Source organism: Microcoleus sp. PH2017_28_MFU_U_A (assembly GCF_020738035.1).
Lineage (GTDB): Bacteria > Cyanobacteriota > Cyanobacteriia > Cyanobacteriales > Microcoleaceae > Microcoleus.
In genome coordinates this window covers 1,949-24,867 of the sequence record NZ_JAEQCX010000151.1, presented here as the reverse complement: position 1 = coordinate 24,867, position 22,919 = coordinate 1,949, and the positions used below count along the sequence as shown (strand labels likewise).

Genomic DNA, 22,919 nt, shown 5'->3' with positions numbered 1-22,919 from the left:
GTACCTTTCCGGAGCGCTGAAGCGCAACTACGTACCTTTCCGGAGCGCTGAAGCGCAACTACGTACCTTTCCGGAGCGCTGAAGCGCAACTACGTACCTGCACTGCAAACATGAGATGCTGCCATTACTTCGGTTCGTGACTCGCAATCCGCTTGCCTTCGCCATCGTACACCTGCATCGGAATTTTCGCATTTTCCGCGATCGCCTCCAAGGCCTTTTGCAAAGTAGCAACGTGCTTTTCCACAGCTTGGCGACTCTTCACAGAATTATTGTTATTCGCCTGAATGAAAGTTTGTTGCAACTTCTCCACGTAATCGGAATTCATCTGCACCGCAATCAAACCATTGCTCACAGTATAGTCACAAATTTTTGGCTTGCCTTTGCAAGTTCTATCTAAATCCGTGCGCGCTTTTTGCAAGTTTCTTTCTTCCCGCAACTTAACTTCCGCTTGCTGCAATGATGTTGTATAGGATTCTATCAGCGGTTTGGCTTTTTGGGAATAGGAAGTAGCCGCCGGAACTTGCTCCGCGTAACTCAAAGCTCTTCGCCAGTTTTCCGATGCTTTAAACCAGCCGTTTTTGCCCTCAAAAATTCGAGCTTCCGCTGCTAAAGTCACAGCTTGAGTGTAGGCATTTTCCGAAATTCCTTCCACATTTCGGCGCTCGCGAGCTTGTGAAAGCTTGGTTTCGTATTTCGGAACTAGCAATCTACCTAGTTGATAAGATTGCGTGTTGCTGGGAATTTCTGATATAATTCCTAGGGCTTTTTCCCAACCTGCTTCCACTTGTCCCCATGTCTGCGATGTCTGAGCTACTGCTTCCCGAGCTTCTGCTATTTGGGCTGCACTTTTGGCGGCGATCAACAGTTTTTCGGCTTGTTTTTCTGTGCCTAATTGCCGATTTCCAGTGGCTAAATTCTTTCGGTATTCCTTCGCCTTTGTCTGAGCATATGGATAAACTGGGCTGCTTGTGGGGATTTCTCCGAGTTGGCCGATCGCACTTTGCCACAATTTTTCGGCTTGCTGCAAGCTCTGTTCGGAAACAGGCGGATTTTGGGTTTTCCCGGCTGCGGACTGTGCGAGGCGCGCTGCATCGATCGCAGACGTGATATTTTGACTTTGCTCCTGATATTTTTCGATCGCAGTTTGAGCCTCACCGCGATGAATTGACCAAGCCGGAATTGGTTCCAAAAGTGCGATCGCCTGTTTTAACTGTTCCTGCGCCTCTTCCGGGCTGCTAGCAACCTTGAAAGTTTTCAGAGTCTTCGCCGAATTGTCGCTCAACTGTTTGGCATTGGCTAATGCAGTACATTCTCCGATGACGCAGGGGCGACTCAGCAGGTAATAACCGCCCGCCAAAATCACCGCCACCAGACTTACCATTCCGGCCACCACTAACATCGTAAACGGTGAAGTCTTCGGCGTTTCGGCGACTGTTACCGCTTCCATATCCAGCGCATCGAAGGGATTTTCTGCGATATTTTCCGGGATTGCAGCTACCTTAAAGGCGATCGGATCGGAATCGCTGGAACTCTCGGAAAAGTTAGGGAAATATTCATCACCGCCCGCATTTTTAACATCCGTTTCTAACGGCATTTCCTCCGCTACATCCGCCGTCTCAGCAGCATTTTCGGCTAAAACTATCCCCGTTTCTGCTGCGGGTTGCTTCTCGGGTTTTTTTAGCACTTCCACTGTTCTGGGTCTTGACAAAACAGGGTTGTGCATGGTAAAAGAATGGAAAGCATAAGGCTGTTTTTGCCCGGTGATTTTGAGGCAAAGTCCAATCTGTTGAATCGATTCCGGTTCTATTTCGAGAATTGCTGCTTCTAGCACCGCAAAAGTCGGTTTAGCTTTGAGAACTAAACTGCGCGGGTGTTCTCCCACAACAGTTAAAGAGTCATCTCGAAAATCGCAACTGATATAAAGCGGTAAATTTTTAAATCCGGCTGCTTGCAAGTGCTTTTGTAACTCTACTTCTAGAATTTGTGCCTTGCTTTGTCGCGCTGCTACTGTCATATTTTTTCCTCCTCTGTCTACTATCACCACACTTGAAATTTTAGATTTTAGATTTTAGATTGCAATTTCGGATTGTGAAATTGCAAAATAGTCGGTATTCTGATTTGTTTGAACTTTTGCACAAACTCAGGCAAATCTTAAGTCTCAAATCTCAACTCTCAAATCTTAACTCTCAAATTTCAACTTGCAAGGCCTCTCCATAACTTTCGCTGAAATAAACTTGAGTCACGTCAAAACGACCGCCGTATTGTTTGAAAGGTTCTGCTGCATAACCAAGCGGTAGCAAACAGCATACATCTACTTCTACGGGAATTTGAAAGGCTTCTTTCACCTTAGCTGCGACAAAACCTTCCATCGGACAACTGTCTACTCCAAAGCTTTTAGCTGCAATCATTAAATGAGCTACTGCGAGCATTGTATGTCTGTTTGTCCAAGCTTCTACGGACTCAAAGCATGGATGGTTCTCGAACAATTGCGGGATTGCTTGTCGCATATAACCAGCTAAATTCTCGTTCATTCCACCTACGGCTTTGCCCAATTCGATGACGGCTTCGGTGTTTTCGGGTTGGGCGGCGCGCCGATCGCCACAACAGATTAACACGATTGGGGCTTCTACCACTTGCCGCTGGTCGAAGGCACAAGCTTTTAATTTTTCTTTACTGGCTGGATCTTTAAGTACAATAAACCGCCAAGGCTGCAAATTATAACCGGAGGGCGATCGCACTCCCAAGCGCAAAATCTCTGCCAATATTGCTGGGGGAATCGGATCGCACTTGAAGCTGCGCGCGGCCCGCCGGCTTTCGATCGCAGTTTTAACATTAATTGGTTATTGGTTATTGGTTATTGGTTATTGGTTATTGGTTATTGGTTATTGGTTATTGGTTATTGGTTATTGGTTATTGGTTATTGGTTATTGGTTACTGGTTATTGGTTATTGGTTATTGGTTATTGGTTATTGGTTATTGGAATAACAACTACCAACTGTCAACTGCCAACTACCAACTGTCAACTGTCAACTGTCAACTGTCAACTGTCAACTGTCAACTGTCAACTGTCAACTGTCAACTCTATCCCAAGCCTAACTCGCGCTTGAGTAAATTAATCGACTTAGAGCCGATGTAATTTTCCGAGCATACCAGTTGCGGAGGACGAATAATATCCTCTCTGGCGGCGTTAATGGCAGCTTTTACTGTAGCAAAACTCGGTTGGTCGCAGAAAATTGTTCTAGCCGATCGCACGATCGAGTTAATCTTGTAAGCATCCGACAGCAAAGCCGTCATCACCAGCAAATCCTCGCCCCGGAGACTGTGAATAATCACTTCAGTCGATCGCAACATTCCCGAACTCAGACTGACAATACCCAAATAACTGTCCTTCGGCAAACTCCCCACTAACTGAATTTCCTGAACATAATCATAGATGTCTACGGGAATCACTCGCACCGAACGCGGCGCCGAAATCAATTCCGCTTGTCCGATAAAATAACGACTGGTGATTACAGTTCCCGCAGAGATGTTATCCAGAAAAGTACCTAAATCTTCCATCGCCACTAACTGGATGGGAATCCGCAAAGCTTGTTCCAGTTCTTTCGCCATCAGCTCACCCACGCCGATGTCTTCTGTGGGGGCTGTGACGACCACCCGCGCGCTGCACCGGAGTCGCCAGTCAATTTCGGCCAAAAATAATTCCCTAGCTTGGTTGAGCGTACAGCCCTGTCCCAGCAGTTGATCCATACTTTCTTGCACTATTTTGTTGGCAAGGGGATATTCATCAAGAATCGGGGATTTGAGTTTGCTGCCGCCTTCGTGCCCTTGGGCGCGCACGTAAATCCCCGATCCGGCTTGGGCTTCTACGAGTCCGGTATTTTCTAGTTGTCGGTATACTTTGCTGATGGTGTTGCGGTGCAAACCCGTCTGCATCGCTAGCTGCCTCGTGCTGGGCAAGCGGTGCCCGGGCGGAAACTGGCGCGAGGCGATCGCAAACCTGATTTGATTGAATAATTGCGTAGATGCAGGGATCTCGCTATCTGTTTGAATATGAAACTGAACCATATTAAAGGCTCCGACGACTTTAATTTAATATTTTTATAGGATCTATATACCGCACATGGGATTGCCCGGATATCTCTGCATATAGCATAATCTGATTTGGTTCCTTTGCGACGGCGGTTTTGCTTGGTTTGCGATCGAGCCTGATTGTTCAGGTACTTTCAAGTCTTAGCCGTAGCGTGCGTCAGCAAAAATAATTCTGAATCCTCACAGACGATCTCATTCTGACGCACCAGCTAACAAATTGTACGTCAGAATGAGATTGTGAATTTGTCGCAAAAATTTGCCAAGCTGACGCACCCTATTTAACTCATTTGATCTCTTCCAAAAATATCTAGGCGGGCAAGATGCCCATCCCACAATTTTTTTTTGCTTGTGGGATGGGCATCTTGCCCGTCCCAAATTGTTTATTTTGTGGGATGGGCATCTTGCCCGTCCCAGCATCTTGCCCGTCCCAAATTGTTTATTTTGTGGGATGGGCATCTTGCCCGTCCCAAATTGTTTATTTTGTGGGATGGGCATCTTGCCCGTCCCAAATTTTATTAAAAACACTTTGGCAATCTCATCTATTCTTCCTAGGCACGCTACTGCACTTAATTTGATTTAATCTCCGGCTATTTCCATCTCGCCTTCTGTCTTTCTACCAGTCATAAAATAAGTCCGCATTTCCCCTTTACCCTTAATCTCAATCAAACCCCGCTCTTCAAATTCATATTTATCCCGCAGCAAATCGTAAGTATAGAAACTAACTTGAATGCTGCCGGGGATGCCGTGAGATTCCATGCGGCTGGCTGTATTCACCGCATTTCCCCACAAATCGTAAATGAATTTTTTAGTACCGATTACCCCCGCTACCACCGGGCCGCTATTAATTCCGATGCGGATGTCAAAATTCGAGTCTAGCTTCACATTTAATTCCTGAATTGCCGCTAGCATATCCAGTGCCATTTCGGCGATCGCCTCTGCGTGATCTGGGCGCTCAATGGGAATGCCACCTACTACCATATAAGCGTCCCCGATCGTCTTAATTTTTTCCAACCCGTGCTTGTCAGTCAGTTGGTCAAAAGTTGAAAAAATTTCATTCAGCAAGTATACCAATTTTGTGGCGGACATCGTAGTAGAAATTTGAGTAAAATTAACCAAGTCAGCGAAAAGAATTGTAGCTTTTTCAAACTTGTCCGCAATTACCCCCGGTTCGTGCTTCAACCTATCTGCAATAGCTTCTGGTAAAATATTTAGCAGCAAACTATCAGTTTTTTTCTGTTCTTTTCTGAGAGCAGATTCCATCTGCTTGCGCTTGGTGATATCGTGAAAGAATACAGAAATGCCATCGTGAGAAGGAAAAGCCCGCACTTCCAACCAGACTTTTAAGGGATGATAATATTTGTCAAAAGTTACTCCGACTTGTTTAGATACAGCTTCATGAGACTCTTTATAGAATACCGAATTTACTAAATCTGGATACTCTTCCCAAAAATTTTTACCAAAAAGTTCTTCCGGCTCGCGCTGCAAAAATTGCGCTGCTTTATAATTGACGTAAGTAAATCGCCACTGGGGATCGAGAGCAAAAAAAGCATCACTCATTCCTTCTAAAAAATTGACAATTTGCTCGTCACTAGAACGGAGTTTTGCTTCTACTTGTTTTTGCCTGAGTTGCGCCCGCTTTAATTTAGCATAATTAATTCGCAACTCCATTTGGCTAATAACTTGCCTTCCTAAAGTCCGCAGGGCTTCTAGTTGTTCTGAGGTGAGATGGCGAGGAACTGTATCTATGGCGCACAAAGTGCCAATGGGGAAACCCTCAGGAGTTACTAACGGTGCCCCAGCATAAAACCGAATATTTGGATCGGAAGTTACTAGCGGATTGCCGGCAAAGCGATCGTCTTCCATAGCATTAGGTATAACTAGCAATTCGTTGGGATTTAAAATAGCGTGAGAACAAAATGCTATCTCTCTGGGAGTTTCTGTTGCTCCAAGACCGACTTTTGATTTAAACCACTGTCTGTTAGTATCTACTAAGCTGACTAAAGCAATAGGAGTGCCGCAAATATAGGATGCTAAAGCTGTTAAGTCATCAAAAGCTCCTTCGGCATCTGTATCGAGAATATTGTAGTGGTTAAGTGCTTTTAGCCTGTCTGCTTCATTGCTAGGCAAAGGTGCAGATTGCATCGGTGGCGGTGCGACTACACTTTTTGTCCGAAAAATGCGCGCCAGTCTCCGTGCTGCAAATTTTTGGACTTGCACCGCTAGTTTTTCAACGAACACAAACAGACCGATTTGCCAAGCTTTATTCATATTTATTTATGTTGGTCACACATGATGGAAGTGCGGGCGATCGCACTGAAAGCATCTCAGGTTTGCATTTGTAGTGCATTTCAAGAGTTCTCGTGCTATGTATAGCACGCAAGCCAGCACAGCACTTTCAACAGTTGACAGTTGACAGTTGACAGTTGACAGTTTGAGAGCGACCTCTACCCTTAAGTCAGAGGATTGGAGTAATGAATAGTCTAATTTTCATTTCTCCCTCAAAGGGAAAGGCTTTCAACCAATTCTTTCTGGTAAAAAAAATGCTTTTTGCAAAAATTGAGATGCTGGCGATCGCACTTTTGGCGATCGATACCTATGCACTTATCCCAACTAAGTCCTCAATCTCCAGAGCTTTTGTTGGCAGTTCCCCCGTCAATACTTCTCTACCCCCTGCGCTCACAAGTATATCATCCTCAATGCGTATCCCCCGGACATCCGCAAATTTACCCAACTCGTCCCAGTTTACGAAATTTTCATATTTGGCGCGAGTTTCTGGGTTATTTAAGATAGCCGGAACTTGGTAAAAACCCGGTTCAATCGATACCAGCATTCCCGATCGCAAAACACGATTAAGTCGCAAAAATCCCAGCCCAAACCGACTGCTTCTCACTCTCCCCGCTTCATAGCCTGCCAAATCTCCCAAATCTTCCATATCGTGAACATCCAAACCAATTAAATGTCCGATTCCGTGCACAAAAAACAGCGCGTGAGCATCCATTTCTACCAAATCGTCAACATTACCCCGCAAAATACCCAAATCGACCAATCCTTCCGCCATAATTCTAGCAGCCAAAAGGTGAATGTCTTGATATTCCACGCCGGGACTAATCTTATCAATACAAGCATCATGGGCTGCCAAAACTACATCATAAATCGCTCTTTGAGTCGGAGAAAACTTGCCCGAAACCGGCCAAGTGCGAGTCACATCAGCCGCCCATCCCATTGACGATTCTGCACCGACATCTGCTAACAGCAAATCTCCTGCTTGTACCGGATTGTGATAGTGTTCGCTGTGCAAAACTTCCCCCTGCACGGTGACAATACTTGGGTAGGCGTAAGTCATATTTTCCGAGATGATCACACTTTCCATAGCCGCCCGCACACCCGCTTCAATCTTAGCTGTTAGAGTTGCCCTCATGCCCGCTTTGTGAGCTGCTACGGTGACAGCCGCAGCTTGACGCAATTCAACCAAACTGGCTGCATCGTGGCTCAGGCGCAGCGAGACGATCGCCTGAGTTAACTCTAGATCGATGCCGGTTGGCGATTTGGAGGGTGCTAAAGAGCGATCTAGAATATCCGACTGTTGCAACCGGATCGAGCTATCCTGAAGGGCGATCGTAGCTGCATTTGTCCCTCGCGCTTTCAACTCACTCATGGGGAAAGCAGCATCAGCGCCAATTCGTTCAGCAATTTCCGCTCTTTTCGGCATTTCCCCGTGCCAAAGCGTGCTACCAGGATCGGCATCATCTAAGAACAGTTCTAACTTGCCCGATTCTAAACGAATCGCAGCATTTTCTAACGGCAAACCAGCAAAATATAGAAAGTGACTGCTGGCGCGAAAAGGATAAACAAGTGCCGGATAATTGCGAGGAATGCTGCGGCCAGACCATAGAATTACAGGAAAATCAATTAAACTGGCCAGTTTTTGCCGCCGTTCGTGTAAAATATTTCTTAACAATTCATCACCTTTTGTAATTTGCATGGGTCAAAATTCATAATTTTGAGTTCGGTTTGTAGTAAGGACTTCAGTCCTTTGATTCTAAGCATCACAGCACAAAAGTCCAGGCTTCAAATTTAGCAGCCATTTTGGGGAAAAGCCTCATCTTTATTTTCTTTTTTGCTGCACTCTTTAGTGCTATGTTTGCGATCGTCTTTGTCATCATCCTGGGCCTAATTTTGTTCACCACGAACCTTCGCCGACTGCCAGGATAAAAAAGCTGAAAGTGTTACTGCACAAGCAATACAGCAAGAATTCAACACCCGGGATCTGCCAAATTAGTCGATCGGATTGTTGTTGATTTTGTGACATGAGTAATAGCCTCTATTGACGATCGTATATTTTAGACTTTAAAGTATAAGTAAATTCACTGAAAAAAATATGAAAACTTCTCACACAACTTCTAAAACTTCGGTGCAAGTACGCGATTGGCCGATCGAACACTTGCCGGGATTGAGCAACGCAAACCAGTCTCAACTAGAAGAGTGCGGCATCACAACAATCGGACAACTAATTCGGATGACGAAAACACCGGCGGCGAAAGTGCTGCTAGCACAGCAATTACAGATTAACGTTCAACATATTAATAAATGGGTAGCAATGGCAGAGTTGGCTCGAATTCCGAGTGTAGGCTGTCAGTATTGCGGGCTGTTGCTGCACGCAGGCGTTGCTTCTGCGGCTCAATTGGCTCAAATGCCTGTGGAGAGACTGCACCAACAAATCCTCAGACTCCACGTAGCGACAATGCAGCGCAATGATTTGACTCCTTCAGTCGATCGCGTGCAAAAATGGGTTCTACAAGCTAGATTAGTTAGCAGTCATTAGTGATTAGTCCTTAGTCATTAGTCATTAGTACAGTAATCGCTAAGACGTTTAAAATCTTCTTAATTCCTAAAACTACTACTTTTTTCATTTTTCCTTTTTTTATTTCTTTCTTCCTTCTTCCTTCTTCCGACTTCCATCGGACTGAAATCTGTTACATCCGTTAGGGACTCGCGGACAAATAAAATACCAGTCAAAATGGGATAATCGTGATATCCCATTTTGGTAAAGTTTCAGAACGTTGCCATGAGGGCAAATATTGTTTTAACTCATGAGGTAAGACTTTTACGCCTTTCTCATAAGTTGTCTCAATTAAGTTTACAATGGGATTAATTCCTTTCCATGTCATGTTAGATGCCCAGTTGACGGCTGTTTCAACTGCATCTAAAATAGCACCATTCCAATAATTTTCAAGTGCTGCCCAACAGCGTTCAATTGGATTATACTTGCTGTGATACGGCGGGTAGTAAATTAGTCTAATTCTCAAACCAATTCTTTGAGATAACTCAATGATACGTTTGATGAATTGTGTTCGATTACTTCTATTTGATGGGCCACCATCAAGGTCAATCACCAATTCTTCCAGTTCGGTGTAATCAGATTGGTTGTTTTGCCACCAATCCGTTAGACAATCGACGATAAAATCAGTGGTTTCAGCAGACTGCCCCATATAAATAGATAATTGGTCATTTTGAGTATTCAGAATTCCAAAGGGGACTAATACGGCTTGCCACTTCGTATCATGATCATCAGCCGATTTCGGTTCGAGGGTTCGCGCTTTACCGTCCCGTGACAGGTTGCCAATTTTGACTTTGGCTTTGGTATCGATTGATATTCGTAGAGAATTAACATCTAGATCGGAGGCTTGATTCTCCTTCAATACATTCTCAAAAATGGCATCTGTTTCGGGTATTTTTTTCAAGGGCTTAGTTTTTTGTGTTTTTTTAGGCGATACCCCATTCGATTTAAAATCGTGCCAATTGTCTGACGAGAAGGCAATTGCTGTGGGTCGTAGTTTTTCTGAGTCACCAATGCGGATAATACCGCCTTGGCACTGATCCGAGCATACAAAAATGTCGATTGAAACTTGGGGTCTGCCTGGGACTCTGGCTCTACTAAAGAACGAATATCCGTTTCTAAATTTGGCAGTAAGATTTCACTTTTGTGTCGCCCTCGTCCCCGGTAATTATCAACACAAATCAACCCGGTTCGTCGTTCATGTAAGCCCAGTTGAACACTGGATCGATTCCACCCCATAAATGTTTCTACTTTTCGGGATGAACCATTAAAGTAGTCTTCAGCCACTTTTGCCATAAAGTCTCGACGGCGATAGCCTGTCAGTTTTTTGGCCGCATCTTTGAATGTTAATTTAACTGGCTCACTCAAAATCATTTTTAGCATCCCACTTACAGAAGTCACAACCACTTATGTCAGATTTTTTGGTTCCTACTCTTCTAGGATAACTGGGGTTATATTTAATTGCAAGCCCCTTACATCCGTTACAGAATCCGTTGCCGAACTTCCTTCTGTCAACTGTCAACTGTCAACTGTCAACTGTCAACTGTCCCTATATGTCTGTTCAAGTTTACGGAATTCCCAACTGCGGAACCTGCAAAAAAGCTTTCCAGTGGCTCAAAGATAACGCTGTCACTTACGAGTTTATTAATACAAAAGAACAGCCACCCACTCGCGAAACCATTCACAACTGGGTAGATTCTTTAGGTTTTCAACCAATGCGAAATACTTCCGGTCAATCTTACCGCGCCTTGGGCGACGACAAGAAAGAGTGGACGAGTGAAAAATGGGTTGAAGCCTTTGCTAGAGATGCAATGCTGCTGAAACGTCCTCTTTTTGTTAAAGATGGAACGGCTGTGTTAGTAGGTTTCAAAGCCGAAGTAATTCGCGAAAAATTAGGGATTTGAACAAACTAAGTTCAGCGTATTTTTCGCATAAACTTCATTTCACCGATATCATCAGTGAAACCCCAGCGTTTGTAAAATGGTATCATTTTCGGCAAACAGTTAAGAGACAAATTCTCCACGGCTTGCAGTTGGGGATGATTTAAGACTGCATCCATCAACACCTTACCCAGTCCCATCTTTCTGTATGTTGGGTGGACAATCACATCAAAAATTGTGCCTCTGTAGACAAAATCAGTCATGACGCGGGTAAAGCCAATTAGCCGTAGCTTGCGGGGCGGGACGCCATCGCCCTCATCGACCAAACCAATGATAACATCAGTCGCGGCCAGCATCCTCACCACATCCTCCCGCTTCCGCTTGTCGCACCAAAACTCGTTTTTGTACAAATCCATCAAGTCGGAAACCTGACTTTCAGTCAGAGTTTCGACGATTCGATACTTATCCATGTTGTCGGTCATACTGAATTTTACCGTAATCTAGTTTAATTGCGCGATCGGCTAGATCGAAATAGCGATCGTCATGACTAATCACAAACACCGTTTTCCCGCGGCGCTTCAACTCCGGTAACAACTGCTTGTAAAAAATATCCCGAAAAAACGGATCTTGATCCGAAGCCCACTCATCAAACAAATAAATCGGCCTATCTTCCAAATAAGCCGTCAACAAAGCCAACCGTTTTCGCTGCCCCTGAGACAAAGCCGTAGTAGATAAAATACCATCTTTCACCTCAACCTTCTTATCCAAATGAAATTCACGCAGATATTCAGCCGCCTGATTGTCCAAATCGTGATTAGTCATCCCCAAAAGGCGATCGAACAAATAGAAATCCGAAAAAATAGCAGAAAAATGCTGCCTGTACCACTCTCTATTGTCATTAGTAATCTGCTGTCCATCTAAGAGAATATCTCCCGATTCAGGAATGTACAAACCAGTAAGTAACTTAGCAAAAGTAGACTTACCGCTGCCATTACCACCCACAATAAACACCAATTCACCCGGATGAAAATTTAAACTAATTTCGCCCAAAACAAAATTACTGTCTTCCTTATCTCCCGGATAGCTGTGAGTAGTCCCCTTCAACTCCAGGATTTTCCAATCAGCATTTTTCACTGGTTGAAACGCAGCAGTTATCTCAGCTTGACTCGCCAAAGCCAATCCCATTTTCTCAATCTTCTCCACAGAAGTATTAGCCCTAAAAATAGCCGGCAACCTTTGCAAAATATTCTGAAACGGAGACATCAAATAGGTACTTGTCAGAATATAAGCTGACAAAACAGGCGTAGAAACTGCCACAAATTTCGGCACAGCAAACAACAGCAAACCAATCAGCATAAAAAATAGCAATTGCCCGACTCCCGTCGCCACTGCTGCGGTATTCAGCGCCTGCAAATTGTAATCGCGGGAATCAGCAGCACTTACCTGCAACTCTTCATCAAAAAATTCCTGACGGCGCAACGAATGCAGTTTAAGTTCCTTAATTCCTTCAGTAATGCTGCGAAAATGCTTGAACAATATATCTTGTTCTTCCCGCGCCAAATCAAAAAATTTCCGCATTTTGTTAAGCAGCAACTGTACCGTACCAATAGTCAGCGCTAAAAAAGCAAATACAACAGCAAAAACAACCCCCGAAAGCGTGCTTAAATAAGTCAAACACCCAACAACAACGGCAATATCAACGCAGAGAAAAGGAATCAAAAATATAGTATTAGAAAGAGTTCCCACATCATCGGTAAGGGTAGCCAGCAACCGATTAGCGCCCAATTCTTCCAAGTGCCGCAAAGGAGAAGACAAAATCCCTCGACTCAAACTCAGCCGCAAATTGTAAACAGCTTCTTGAGAAAGGTAGATTAACAAAAATTGGGATATAACTCCGGTGATGAGGGCTAAAACTGCCAATCCAGCAAAATACCAGACTAAATTTTGATTGGAATTATCGCTGATGGCGCGGTTGATGAAAGCAATTAACTGGGCGCTGCAACCACCGCTAATTAAGCCTGTGAGTATGGCGATGGAAACATTCAACCAAGAAGCTTTTAATAGTAGCCAGATTACATTCATGCGATTTTACTTTGAGTTTAATAAGTGTTCGTAGTGAGGACTTCAGTCCTCTCTTATTTGAAGAGGACTAAAGTCCTCACTACGAACCTGATTGATGCGGACTAAAGTCCTCACTACGAACCTAATTGATGCGGACTAAAGTCCTCACTACGAACCTAATTACTGATGCAATTCAGTCTCGTCTGTTTCAAATATTACTTGATTGTAAATCTCGCTCATTGACATTTGCACTCCCAGCCCAGGGAAAGCAACTGTTACAGATTCTCCCTCATATTCCTGAAACAACCATTGATTTGATTCATTCTTAATATATTGTTCCACTAAAAATTCTTGTTGGCTGACTAATACGTACTCGCGGAATTCAGGGATCGATCGATAAAACCGAAACTTATCCTCTCGATCGAAATCCTTAGTAGACTTAGAAAGCACTTCCACAATCATGATTGGATTAAGTATCTCATCACTGCGCCCTTCGCTAAAAACTGGTTCTCCTTCAATCACCATCACATCGGGGTAAGTTCCCCGTCGATATCGAGGAATCCACAACCGCAAATCGTTGTGAAAAAGCTCAAAAGGCTGCCCCTCCAGCAAGTTTCCTAAAACTCTGCTCAAATTTCGGATAATCCGGCTGTGATTAATTGTGCCGCCTGTCATCTCTACAATTTCTCCATCGCGATATTCATTTCTAAACTCGGTAGTTTCTTCTAACTCTCGGTACTCATCTGGAGTATAAAAGTTTTGCTTGGTTTTTACTAACATTTTCACCTCTGTTGCGACTTTGTTAATTATTGACTTCGGAAGCATTCATTTCAATAACTGTTGCTTCATTCAGCACGGGAAAATTTACCGAATTCGCAATATAACAAACATGATGTGCATTGTCGTGCAAACTGCGTGCTTTTTCCAAATCATTACCAGCTTCGATGGTTACTTTCGGACGTAGAATTACCTCGGTAAATCTAATTTTGCCATCTTTTTGTGTCATTGTACCTGTCGCTTCATCCGAGTAAGAAATCACCCGAATCGCAGCACGAGCACATAAAGCAAGATAGCTCAACATATGGCAAGCTGACAGCGACATTACCAATAAATCTTCTGGATTGTACAGTGCAGCATCGCCCCGAAAAGTTGGGTCTGCTGAACCTAGGAATGGTGGTTTACCCTCGATATTTATTGTATACTCGCGAGAATAAGCATCATAAGATGAAGTAGTACCTTGACTGGCACCTGTCCAAACTGTATGGATGCGGTAGGTGTGTTCTTTGCTCATTTATATTAATTTGGTAATTAAAATTATAATTAATATTATATCACAGGATCTGTTTGTAGTGAGGACTTCAGTCCGCATCAAATGCTGAGGACTGAAGTCCTCACTACGAACCGATTTTTTGAATTGAAAAAGCGCCTAACTTGTTACAGTTAGGCGCTATATAATCTTTCAAGATTCCCGAAAATTAATCGTTGCGAGACACAAGATTTGATTCAACTTTAGTAGTTGCAACTGGTACAATCCGACTCAATGCTGATTGCAGCATCGGAGTTTTGGTGACAGAATCGTTTGCTAAGTTAAACAAAGGGTTCGATAAAATTCCTGCCAATGTTGTTGCAACTAAGGTGAGTACAACGCTGACCTGCAATGGCCGCATTCCCTGAAGGTTCCAGCGAACTGGCGGATAGTTTTTCACGGAGTCTGACATTTCTTGAGGTTCTTTTACTACCATCATTTTGACGACGCGGATGTAGTAGTAAATTGAAACTACGCTGGTGATTAATGCCAGGATAACTAAGCCGTAAAGTCCAGCTTGCCAGCCTGCCCAAAATAGATAAATTTTGCCGAAAAATCCAGCCAGTGGCGGAATTCCACCGAGGGAAAGCAGGCAAATACTTAAGGCTAATGTTAGCAGCGGGTCTTTTTGATACAAACCGGAGTATTCGCTGATTTGGTCGGTTCCTGTCCGCAGGGAGAAGAGGATGATGCAGGCGAAAGCGCCTAGGTTCATGAACAGGTAAACCAACATATAAAATATCATGCTGGAGTAACCGGCTTCGGTTCCTGCGACTAAACCAATCATCACAAATCCGGCTTGGGCGATCGACGAATAAGCTAAAAGCCGCTTCATGCTAGTCTGGGCGAGGGCCACCACATTGCCTAACACCATGCTGAGTATGGCTAAGGCTGTGAATACGAAGTGCCACTGTTCTGTGAGTGCGGGGAATGCACTTGTTAATAACCGGATGGCTAGGGCAAAACCGGCGGCTTTGGAACCGACGGAAAGGAAGGCAACAACTGGTGTGGGCGAACCTTCGTAAACGTCTGGAGTCCATTGGTGGAAAGGAACTGCGGAGATTTTGAAGGCGATTCCGGCGATCGCAAAAATCAATGCAATCACCAAACCAAGAGATTCACCGTTATTAACTGTAGAAAGGTTGGCTGCGATCGCACTTAGAGTAGTTTGGCCGCCAGACAATCCGTACAGCAGCGAAATACCGTAGAGAAACACCGCCGAAGAAGATGCACCAATTAACAAATATTTCAAAGCAGCTTCATTGGAACGCGGATCGCGTTTTGTGTAACCCGTCAGCAAATAAGACGAGATACTCAGAGTTTCCAACGAAATAAAAATCATCACCAATTCATCGGCGCCACTGAGGAACATTCCCCCCAAAGTAGCCGTGAGCAAAATGCCGATAAATTCCGCTAAAGCAGTACCCGTTTGCAGTACGTAGCGCACGGATATCAAAATAGTGACAGCCGCCGTCAAAGCGATAATTCCGCGAAACACCAAACTCAAGGCATCGCTGTTAAAACCGCCCAGAAACGAGATAGTGTTAGTGTTATCCCACTGCAAACACAAAGCAGCGACGGCGGCTAGCAAACCCGCAACGGCAACGTAGGGAGTCCAAGCCGAGGAACTGCGGCCTACGATTAAATCGCCGACGAGAACCACCAAGAGGGTGATGATGACAATTCCCTCGGGTAAGATAGTTCCAGCGTTTAGCTGGGCTGCAAGAGTAGCAAAATCCATATTTTCAGTCACGTTGGGTAATACAGGCCCAAAAGGCTGTAATGGGCAGTTAGCTCGTAAAAATTCTTTACCAAACTGGATTGTAGCTGATTACAGCTTCGCGATCCCAGTTTTGAGATGTTTGTTGCCAGATAAGTTGATACAAGGTACGTAGTTACTCTCTTTGCGCTCTTTCATATAGATTTAAAGAGCGCTGAAGCGCAACAACATACCTAAGCGTTAACTCCCATATTCTGCCTGTTGCGTCCAGGAGTGTAGAAAATTTAACCAATTACTCAACATGACTGACTCGCTAAGTGCCTACAAACAGCAGATTCTGAATGACTTTAACAACCGCCCGGATTACGAAAATGAATTTCACAAACGGGCTGCAACTCGGTTAGTAGAATTGGCAAAATTGCGATCGCACCAGCAAGTTCTAGATATCGCTACCGGCACAGGTTTAGCGGCGATTGCGGCGGCCCAGGTTGTTGGGGCTCTTGGCTGGGTTTTGGGAACTGACTTTGCTGCGGGAATGTTGCAGCAAGCGAGGCAGAAAGTTGCAGGTTTAGGGCTGGCGAATATCGAGTTTGCCGAAGCAGACGCCGACGAACAAGAATTTTCCGACAACCAATTTGATGTAATTTTGTGTTCCAGTGCGATCGTCTATTTTACAGGTATTCCACAAGCTCTCCGTCAATGGTACAATGCTCTGAAACCGGACGGAACTCTCGCGTTTTCCTGTCTGGCAGAAACCTCTCCAACTACATCTATATTGTTTCGGGAAGTTGTGCAGCGATACGGCATTACGATTCGCAATCCCAACGAGTTACTGGGGACGCACGAGAAGTGCTGCCAAATTTTGCGATCGATCGGGTTTGAGAATATTGAAATTACCAACGAGCAATTTGGATTTGACTTACAAGATGCAGAAGCTGCTTGGAATGGCAACGCAAACAGCGCATTTGGACTTCAGGGAGTGCAATGGTCATACCAGCAATGGGAACAATGCAAACAAGACTATTTTGCCGCAATAAATGCAGTCTCAAGGGCACAAGACTTTTGGAACGATGTCACAATATTTTTTGTAATTGCCCGCAAATCTAATATAGGCGATCGCCCAAGCTCCGAAAATTTTTTCGCTTCACCCCTTGACACTGACGCCACGTTAGGGTTTTACGATTAATTCATTCCGCGATCGACTCTGAACCGAAAGGAGGAAAGGTATGCCACCCTTGGCGATGAAAGTCGGCGATTTGGCAAAACAAACAGGTGTATCTGTGCGGACACTGCATTACTACGAAGAAATTGGTTTACTCTCGCCGTCGGGGCGGACTGAAACAGGCTATCGGCTGTATGCGAATAATGACATTATCCGCTTGCAGCAAATCGTATCGCTGCGACAAATAGGCTTTTCCTTAGAGGAAATCCGAGGATGTTTGGAACAGCGCAATTTCTCGCTAGAGCAAATCATTCAACTCCACGTAGCTCGTCTGAAAGAACAGATTGATTTGTCTCACCGATTGCTCAAGCGATTGGAGTCTATCTCTAGCAGTTTACAATCGGCTGAATCGGTTTCTGTCGAAAATTTGATTCAAACAATTGAGGCAATTTGTATGTTTGAGAAATACTACACGCCAGAACAGTTGGAAACCATCAAGCAACGCCGGGAGTTGTTGGGCGAGGAACGAATTCAGCAAAGTCAAACAGATTGGCAAGAACTCATTGAACAGGTTCGGACTCAAATGGAAAATGGCACAGATTCGGCTGACGAATCGGTGCAAGTCTTGGCTCGACGCTGGCTAGAACTGGTTCAGGAGTTCACGGGTGGCAATGCGGAAATTGCGCGATCGCTCAACAATATGTATCAACAGGAAGGAGTAGAGGTTGTCTCCCAGGGTGCACTTGATTCAGCCGTGTCTGAATATATCGGCAGAGCGATCGCAGCCTTGAAACAATCAGCATAGTGAGTTTCCAGAAACTGGCTACAGGGTATGAAAAAAATAAGTTAAAAATCCCCAAGCTTTGTCGATACTGGTTTCTATGACTGGCATATTTAGCCTTTCATACCGTAAATCAGCAACGCCATTTATATTAACAAATGGAATATTCCGGTCTACTGGCGAGTTCGTATTAGCAACTATACAAAATAACCGGGCATTTGTTAAGAAATTTGAGATTTTGTGCTGCTGGCGATCGACTTATGATATATTTCTTAAACCTGAAAGCGGGAAAGTCCGGTGCAATTCCGGCGCTGTGCCGCAACTGTGAGAGTCAGAATGCCGATTTCAGGGCGCGTTTGCCGCGTTTACTTTTAGGTTCCCTGCGTCGCACGGGGAAGGAGATTATTTGTTGCTTTTGAGTGATTTACCGACTTGTCCCGGCTTATTTTACGGTTCCCAAGCCCGAGACGGCGTTTTATCGAGGATGCGGATTCCGGGGGGAATTTTAAATGTACAGCAGTGTTGGTCGATCGCCAATTTAGTCGATCGCTACAGTATCGGCTGTTTGCAAGTCACAAATCGGGCAAATTTACAAATCCGAGAATTGCACTCGGAAATTCCCTCAGAAGTTTGGCAAGATTTACAGGAATTGGGATTAGCGTCTCGGCGCGTTGAAGTTGACCAAATTCGCAATATAATGGCAAGTCCGACAGCAGGAATCGATCGCCAAAACTTACTGGATACTCGCCCGCTAGTTGCAGCTTGGGATAATTACCTGCAAACCCATCCTGAGTTATCGGAACTTTCCGCTAAATTCAGCATTGGCTTTGATGGCGGAGAATTAGTTTCTATCCGGAATTTCCGCAATGATATTTTATTAGTGGCAAAAAGGCGATTGACAAATTCCAAAATTATTTTTGGTCTGCATTTCAACGGCGTTGAGACCGGAATTATAATCGAAGAATCGCAATGTATTTTAGTATTAGCAAGCTTAACAAACGCGTATCTTGAATATACAAAAAGTCAGCCTCGAATTGATGGTAAAAAACCGCGTTTGCGTCATCTACTCGCTGATTGGGGTACAGAAAAATATCTAGAACAAGTAGAGAAAAATTTGCCGTTTGCATTGCGGCAAGAGGCGATCGAACTTTTTCTAAAAGACATATCCAACAACTCTTGTGGAACAGGCATCCTGCCTGTCACGAGCGCACCCAACGGTAATCTCGGCATTCACAGTCAACGACAGTCCGATTTCTCCTACATCGGCATTGCACTCCCCCTAGGCAAGCTAGAATCAAAGCAACTGAGAAATTTGGCAAATTTAGCCCAAAATCTAGGCGGAAGCACCCTGAGACTTACGCAGTGGCAAAATCTGCTGATTTCTGACATCCCCAACTCCCAGGTTTGCGAGGTCAATCAGCAAATCGCCGATTTAGGATTGCACTCATCTGCAACTCGCCTAGATTCCTGCTTAGTTGCGTGCGCCGGTAGCAGCGGCTGTGCGTCAGCAGCGACAGATACTCAAAGTGACGCCCTAGCAATGGTGAGGGATTTAGCGCAAAAACTGACGATCGACCGATCGATCAATATACATTTCAGCGGATGCGAAAAATCCTGCGCCCAACACCAGCCAATAGATATCACCTTAATAGGAATTCAGATTCAGCAGAAAGGCGAAACAATCCCAGGTTACAACATTTATGCAGGTACAAAAGACTTGCCCTTTGGACGGCAAATATTCCCAGCCGTCAGTGTAGCCGAGATGCCTCGTGCGATCGAGCGAATGTTGCGCGTCTACCAGCGGTTTCGAGAACCTCGCGAGTCATTAGGTGAATTTTGCGATCGGTGGGCGATCGACAAATTGCAGAAATTACTGAACCCAGAAAATCATTAAAACAGACAAACTGTCATTATCTCCCCTTCTCTTTCTTACTTCGCGCCCTAGCGCTGACGCGCGGCTTCGCCTAAAGCGCCTTCGCGGTTCATTAAAAAAAGCCATTCCACAAATCAAACAAACTTCCCCTAACAATTTTAAATAAAGTTAAGTACAGTCTCCCAATTACCAATTCCCAATGCCCAATGCCCAATTCCCAATTCCCAATTCCCAATTCCCAATTATCTTAATGATTGACTACATCCGAGACGGAACAGAAATCTACACCAAATCCTTCGCCACAATCCGCGCCGAAGCAGACTTATCAAACCTGCCGCCAGACTTAGAAACAGTCGCAGTGCGACTAATTCACAGTTGCGGAATGATCGACATCGTTAAAGACTTAGCAGCTTCCCCCCTTGCCGCCACCCACGGGCGCAAAGCCCTCGCAGCAGGCGCACCAATTCTGTGCGATGCCAGGATGATAGCCGAAGGCATCACCCGCAAAAGGCTTCCCGCAGACAATCCAGTGATTTGCACCCTCTGGAATCCCGATGTACCGCAGTTGGCGCGGCAAATCGGTAATACTCGATCGGCAGCAGCACTCGATTTGTGGCTAGATAAGTTAGATGGTGCAGTTGTGGCGATCGGCAATGCCCCGACTGCTTTATTCCGATTGCTGGAAATGCTGGATGCTGGAGCCCCGAAACCGGCATTAATTCTGGGTTTCCCGGTAGGATTTGTGGGGGCGGCCGAATCCAAAGCCGAACTCGCTGCCAACAGTCGGGGAGTGCCATTTATCGCGCTACACGGACGGCGCGGTGGCAGTGCGATGGCAACAGCAGCCGTGAATGCGTTAGCTAAAGAGGACGAACTATGACTAAGACTACTGGTAAATTGTACGGATTGGGCATCGGCCCTGGCGATCCGGAATTGATAACTTTGAAAGCTTATCGGATTTTGCAATCGGTGCCGGTGATTGCGTATCCGGCGATGGAAAATGGTAAAGTGCTCGCGCGCGCGATCGTCGCAGATTACTTGCGCCCAGAACAAATTGAGATTCCGATGCCACTGCCTTTTAGCCCCACGCGATCGTCTCAACCGTATTACGATATTGCAGCCGAGAAAATTGCCGCCCACCTCAGCGAAGGGCGGGATGTGGCGGTTTTGTGCGAGGGCGAACCTTTTCTCTACGGCACGTTTATGTATTTGTTCAACCGTTTGTCGGGCAAATTTACAACCGAAGTTGTGCCGGGAATTTCTTCGACGATGGCGAGTGCGAGTGCCCTGGGAGTGCCACTGACTTATCGTAACGATGTGTTAAGTATTATGCCTGCGACGTTGGACGCTGATGTTTTGCGCGATCGACTGGCGCTGGTTGATGCTGCGGTGATTATTAAGCTGGGGAGGCACTTTGCGAAAGTTCGAAACGTGCTGATTGAGTTGGGACAATTCGATCGCGCACTATATATAGAACGCGCAACTATGCCGAATCAGTCCATTCGGGCGATCGCCGATGTCGATCCGGCCCAGGTTCCCTACTGGGCGTTGGTCATGATACCCAGCCAGCAAAAGTCTGTATCTTGACCTTATTCAACCCACATTCCGCACCCTAGGGCATCACACAGTATAATTACCCTGAAGGCGTTGCTGAATCAGGGTATGAGACGATAAAAAATGCGAGATTGGAGCCGAAAATGATTTCTGGGATTTTGATTGGGAATTGGAACATCTCCAAATTTCAGATAATGAATTAGTAATTTAACTGTCGGGGCGACAAGTCGCCTATAACGCAATACGGTTCACTTAAGACAGATCCCCCCTAACCCCCCTTCCCAAGGCTACCGTGTACACACAAGTCAAAGTAAACTAGAAAAAAGAGTATCGGCTCAATAAGTAGGGGAAGGAGCTAATCTAGCTGCCAAGACAAGCCCAAGGGATAAAGAGCAGATTTTTCGCGAATAATAGTGGACAGAGAGGGAATAATTCCAAGTTGAGAAATTCGGTCACGGACATAATCAAAAAAACTGATTCCCAACTGACTCCTTAGTAGCAACAAGAGACATAAAAGTATCCCAAGCCTGAGTACCCTCAATCGTTTGAGTTGCATAGCTAATATTACGTCGCTGCACAGCAAGTTCGGGCAGCTAACTCAGCCGGATTATTATGTAAAGGTAATTCAGGATGCTCTAAAACCCTCAGCAACTCCGATACTTTTGTCGCAGTTAATTGTTTGCGCTCATCCAACAATTCATAGCCACTTTGAGTTTCAAAAAGCAGCAGAAATTTCGACCTTAAAAGCAGTGCAGCTTCAGGACTGGGAGCATTTTTATAAGCTAATAATTCCCGATAGTAATCCCAAAAATCATCGAGAAACTGCTCTAAAATTACTTGATGGCAATGGAATACCGGGCTTAACTTCTTGTAATGCCTTCCCTCATGTACCCAACATAGCGCTCTATCGGCAGTGATTAACTTGAATTGGGGAGCATCATCACAACAAAGAGTTTGTACGACTGGACAATCAGTTTGCTGATGATAGAAAACAATAGCTGCTGCTTCCTTAATCCTGGTAACTTGTTGAGCGCCCAGTTTGGGTACATACTTATTGAGTAGGTGATTAAACTCTGACTCACCCAACACCGTTTCTTGAGGTAATAGCTGGAGAGCGTTTTGCCATTTAATCGGGATTTTGAAGTCCTCAATTAGTGAGAATGTCAGTGGATTTAGAATAAATTTCAGTTCTCGTCCTGGCTGTAATCCTTTCAGTACGGTCAGTCTATCTTTATTGGCTGTTGTGAAGTATACTGTATATAAAGGGTTACAGATGATATTGGTCGTATGGTTGACTCCACCTACACGCGCACCTGTTTGGTCGAAGTGTTGCCAAGGACTACTCGCTAGTCCTGAATCATAAACTTCTTTTTTCTCGGTTTCAAAACCCGAGTGGTTTTTGATTAACAGGTTGGATAAATAACCGGCTGAGATGGAAATACCTAAATCCGCTAAAAATTCTAGTAGTTTGCCTTGCGTCATATTACCCCCATAGTACAAACTGATGATTAGGGCTTTGATTCCTGGTCCAAATTCTCCTTCGTAGCCTAGTGGTAGTTCTGCTACATAAGTTTTTCGGAGTGAGGGTGAGTAATATTTCTGTTTACGGAACAATATGTTGTCGGTTGCCAAGCTGATATCTTGGATGATTACTTG

The 22,919-nt window shown here is 44.8% G+C and carries 19 protein-coding genes, 1 pseudogene and 1 riboswitch; of the genes and pseudogenes, 7 read left to right on the top strand and 13 right to left on the bottom strand.

The genetic code is table 11. The features are described from left to right. Window positions 1–124: 124 nt before the first annotated feature. The 6 genes from JGK14_RS30825 to JGK14_RS30800 all read right to left on the bottom strand — a co-directional run bounded on the left by JGK14_RS30825 (window position 125) and on the right by JGK14_RS30800 (window position 8,398). A complete protein-coding gene (locus JGK14_RS30825) occupies window positions 125–2,014 on the bottom strand; it encodes a hypothetical protein (RefSeq protein ID WP_325315874.1) in 1,890 nt (629 codons plus the stop codon). A gap of 172 nt (window positions 2,015–2,186) precedes the next feature. After that, window positions 2,187–2,819, bottom strand: a complete 633-nt coding sequence (locus JGK14_RS30820) for a nitroreductase family protein (protein WP_442921497.1) — start codon at window positions 2,817–2,819, stop codon at window positions 2,187–2,189. Window positions 2,820–3,081: 262 nt separating this feature from the next. Beyond that, entirely contained in the window at window positions 3,082–4,065 is a 984-nt protein-coding gene (locus JGK14_RS30815; RefSeq protein ID WP_293186711.1) for a GntR family transcriptional regulator, read from the bottom strand. Between the two features lie 600 nt (window positions 4,066–4,665). Next, window positions 4,666–6,231 carry an adenylate/guanylate cyclase domain-containing protein gene (locus tag JGK14_RS30810; protein ID WP_442921496.1) on the bottom strand — a complete coding sequence of 522 codons (1,566 nt, stop codon included), beginning with the start codon at window positions 6,229–6,231 and terminating at the stop codon, window positions 4,666–4,668. Between the two features lie 451 nt (window positions 6,232–6,682). Then, window positions 6,683–8,071, bottom strand: coding sequence for an aminopeptidase P family protein (locus tag JGK14_RS30805; protein WP_293281437.1), 1,389 nt, complete (start codon window positions 8,069–8,071; stop codon window positions 6,683–6,685). A gap of 198 nt (window positions 8,072–8,269) precedes the next feature. After that, window positions 8,270–8,398 (bottom strand): hypothetical protein, encoded by a 129-nt coding sequence (locus JGK14_RS30800; protein ID WP_293281438.1) that lies wholly within the window; start codon window positions 8,396–8,398, stop codon window positions 8,270–8,272. Window positions 8,399–8,467: 69 nt separating this feature from the next. Here JGK14_RS30800 and JGK14_RS30795 point away from each other — a divergent pair, with 69 nt between their 5' ends. Further along, on the top strand, window positions 8,468–8,911 hold the full coding sequence (locus JGK14_RS30795; RefSeq protein WP_293327734.1) for a DUF4332 domain-containing protein: 444 nt from the start codon (window positions 8,468–8,470) through the stop codon (window positions 8,909–8,911). A gap of 190 nt (window positions 8,912–9,101) precedes the next feature. On the opposite strand, the pseudogene JGK14_RS30790 reads toward JGK14_RS30795, so the two are convergent. Beyond that, a pseudogene (locus tag JGK14_RS30790) lies at window positions 9,102–10,165 on the bottom strand (ISAzo13 family transposase). 314 nt (window positions 10,166–10,479) lie between these two features. Here JGK14_RS30790 and JGK14_RS30785 point away from each other — a divergent pair. Further along, on the top strand, window positions 10,480–10,830 hold the full coding sequence (locus JGK14_RS30785; RefSeq protein WP_293327731.1) for a Spx/MgsR family RNA polymerase-binding regulatory protein: 351 nt from the start codon (window positions 10,480–10,482) through the stop codon (window positions 10,828–10,830). A gap of 11 nt (window positions 10,831–10,841) precedes the next feature. Here the strand turns inward: JGK14_RS30785 and JGK14_RS30780 are convergent, their stop codons facing one another. The 5 genes from JGK14_RS30780 to JGK14_RS30760 form a co-directional block, all read right to left on the bottom strand. Then, window positions 10,842–11,288, bottom strand: coding sequence for a GNAT family N-acetyltransferase (locus JGK14_RS30780; protein WP_293327728.1), 447 nt, complete (start codon window positions 11,286–11,288; stop codon window positions 10,842–10,844). Next, window positions 11,269–12,888, bottom strand: coding sequence for a cyclic peptide export ABC transporter (locus tag JGK14_RS30775; RefSeq protein ID WP_293327725.1), 1,620 nt, complete (start codon window positions 12,886–12,888; stop codon window positions 11,269–11,271). The genes JGK14_RS30780 and JGK14_RS30775 overlap by 20 nt, the downstream gene beginning before the upstream one ends. A 159-nt stretch (window positions 12,889–13,047) precedes the next feature. Continuing rightward, a complete protein-coding gene (locus tag JGK14_RS30770) occupies window positions 13,048–13,647 on the bottom strand; it encodes a Uma2 family endonuclease (RefSeq protein WP_293196454.1) in 600 nt (199 codons plus the stop codon). A 22-nt stretch (window positions 13,648–13,669) separates the two neighbouring features. Then, complete coding sequence (locus JGK14_RS30765) at window positions 13,670–14,158, bottom strand: OsmC family protein (RefSeq protein ID WP_293186719.1); 489 nt, start codon at window positions 14,156–14,158, stop codon at window positions 13,670–13,672. Between the two features lie 184 nt (window positions 14,159–14,342). After that, window positions 14,343–15,914, bottom strand: a complete 1,572-nt coding sequence (locus tag JGK14_RS30760; RefSeq protein WP_293186720.1) for an NAD(P)H-quinone oxidoreductase subunit N — start codon at window positions 15,912–15,914, stop codon at window positions 14,343–14,345. Window positions 15,915–16,194: 280 nt separating this feature from the next. Here JGK14_RS30760 and JGK14_RS30755 point away from each other — a divergent pair, with 280 nt between their 5' ends. The 5 genes from JGK14_RS30755 (at window position 16,195) to JGK14_RS30735 (ending at window position 21,296) form a co-directional block, all read left to right on the top strand. Beyond that, complete coding sequence (locus JGK14_RS30755) at window positions 16,195–17,079, top strand: class I SAM-dependent methyltransferase (protein ID WP_293327709.1); 885 nt, start codon at window positions 16,195–16,197, stop codon at window positions 17,077–17,079. Window positions 17,080–17,119: 40 nt separating this feature from the next. Continuing rightward, window positions 17,120–17,860: a MerR family transcriptional regulator gene (locus JGK14_RS30750; protein WP_293277666.1), complete on the top strand. Its 741-nt coding sequence runs from the start codon at window positions 17,120–17,122 to the stop codon at window positions 17,858–17,860. A gap of 246 nt (window positions 17,861–18,106) precedes the next feature. Beyond that, window positions 18,107–18,186: riboswitch (adenosylcobalamin-variant (AdoCbl-variant) riboswitch) on the top strand. 56 nt (window positions 18,187–18,242) lie between these two features. Further along, window positions 18,243–19,730 (top strand): precorrin-3B synthase, encoded by a 1,488-nt coding sequence (cobG, locus tag JGK14_RS30745; protein ID WP_293239870.1) that lies wholly within the window; start codon window positions 18,243–18,245, stop codon window positions 19,728–19,730. A gap of 229 nt (window positions 19,731–19,959) precedes the next feature. Next, window positions 19,960–20,589, top strand: coding sequence for a precorrin-8X methylmutase (locus JGK14_RS30740; protein WP_293186726.1), 630 nt, complete (start codon window positions 19,960–19,962; stop codon window positions 20,587–20,589). After that, entirely contained in the window at window positions 20,586–21,296 is a 711-nt protein-coding gene (locus JGK14_RS30735) for a precorrin-2 C(20)-methyltransferase (protein ID WP_293186724.1), read from the top strand. Before JGK14_RS30740 ends, JGK14_RS30735 begins: the two co-directional genes overlap by 4 nt. A 531-nt stretch (window positions 21,297–21,827) precedes the next feature. Here JGK14_RS30735 and JGK14_RS30730 read toward each other — a convergent pair. Next, window positions 21,828–22,895 carry a hypothetical protein gene (locus tag JGK14_RS30730; RefSeq protein WP_293282323.1) on the bottom strand — a complete coding sequence of 356 codons (1,068 nt, stop codon included), beginning with the start codon at window positions 22,893–22,895 and terminating at the stop codon, window positions 21,828–21,830. Window positions 22,896–22,919: the final 24 nt, after the last annotated feature.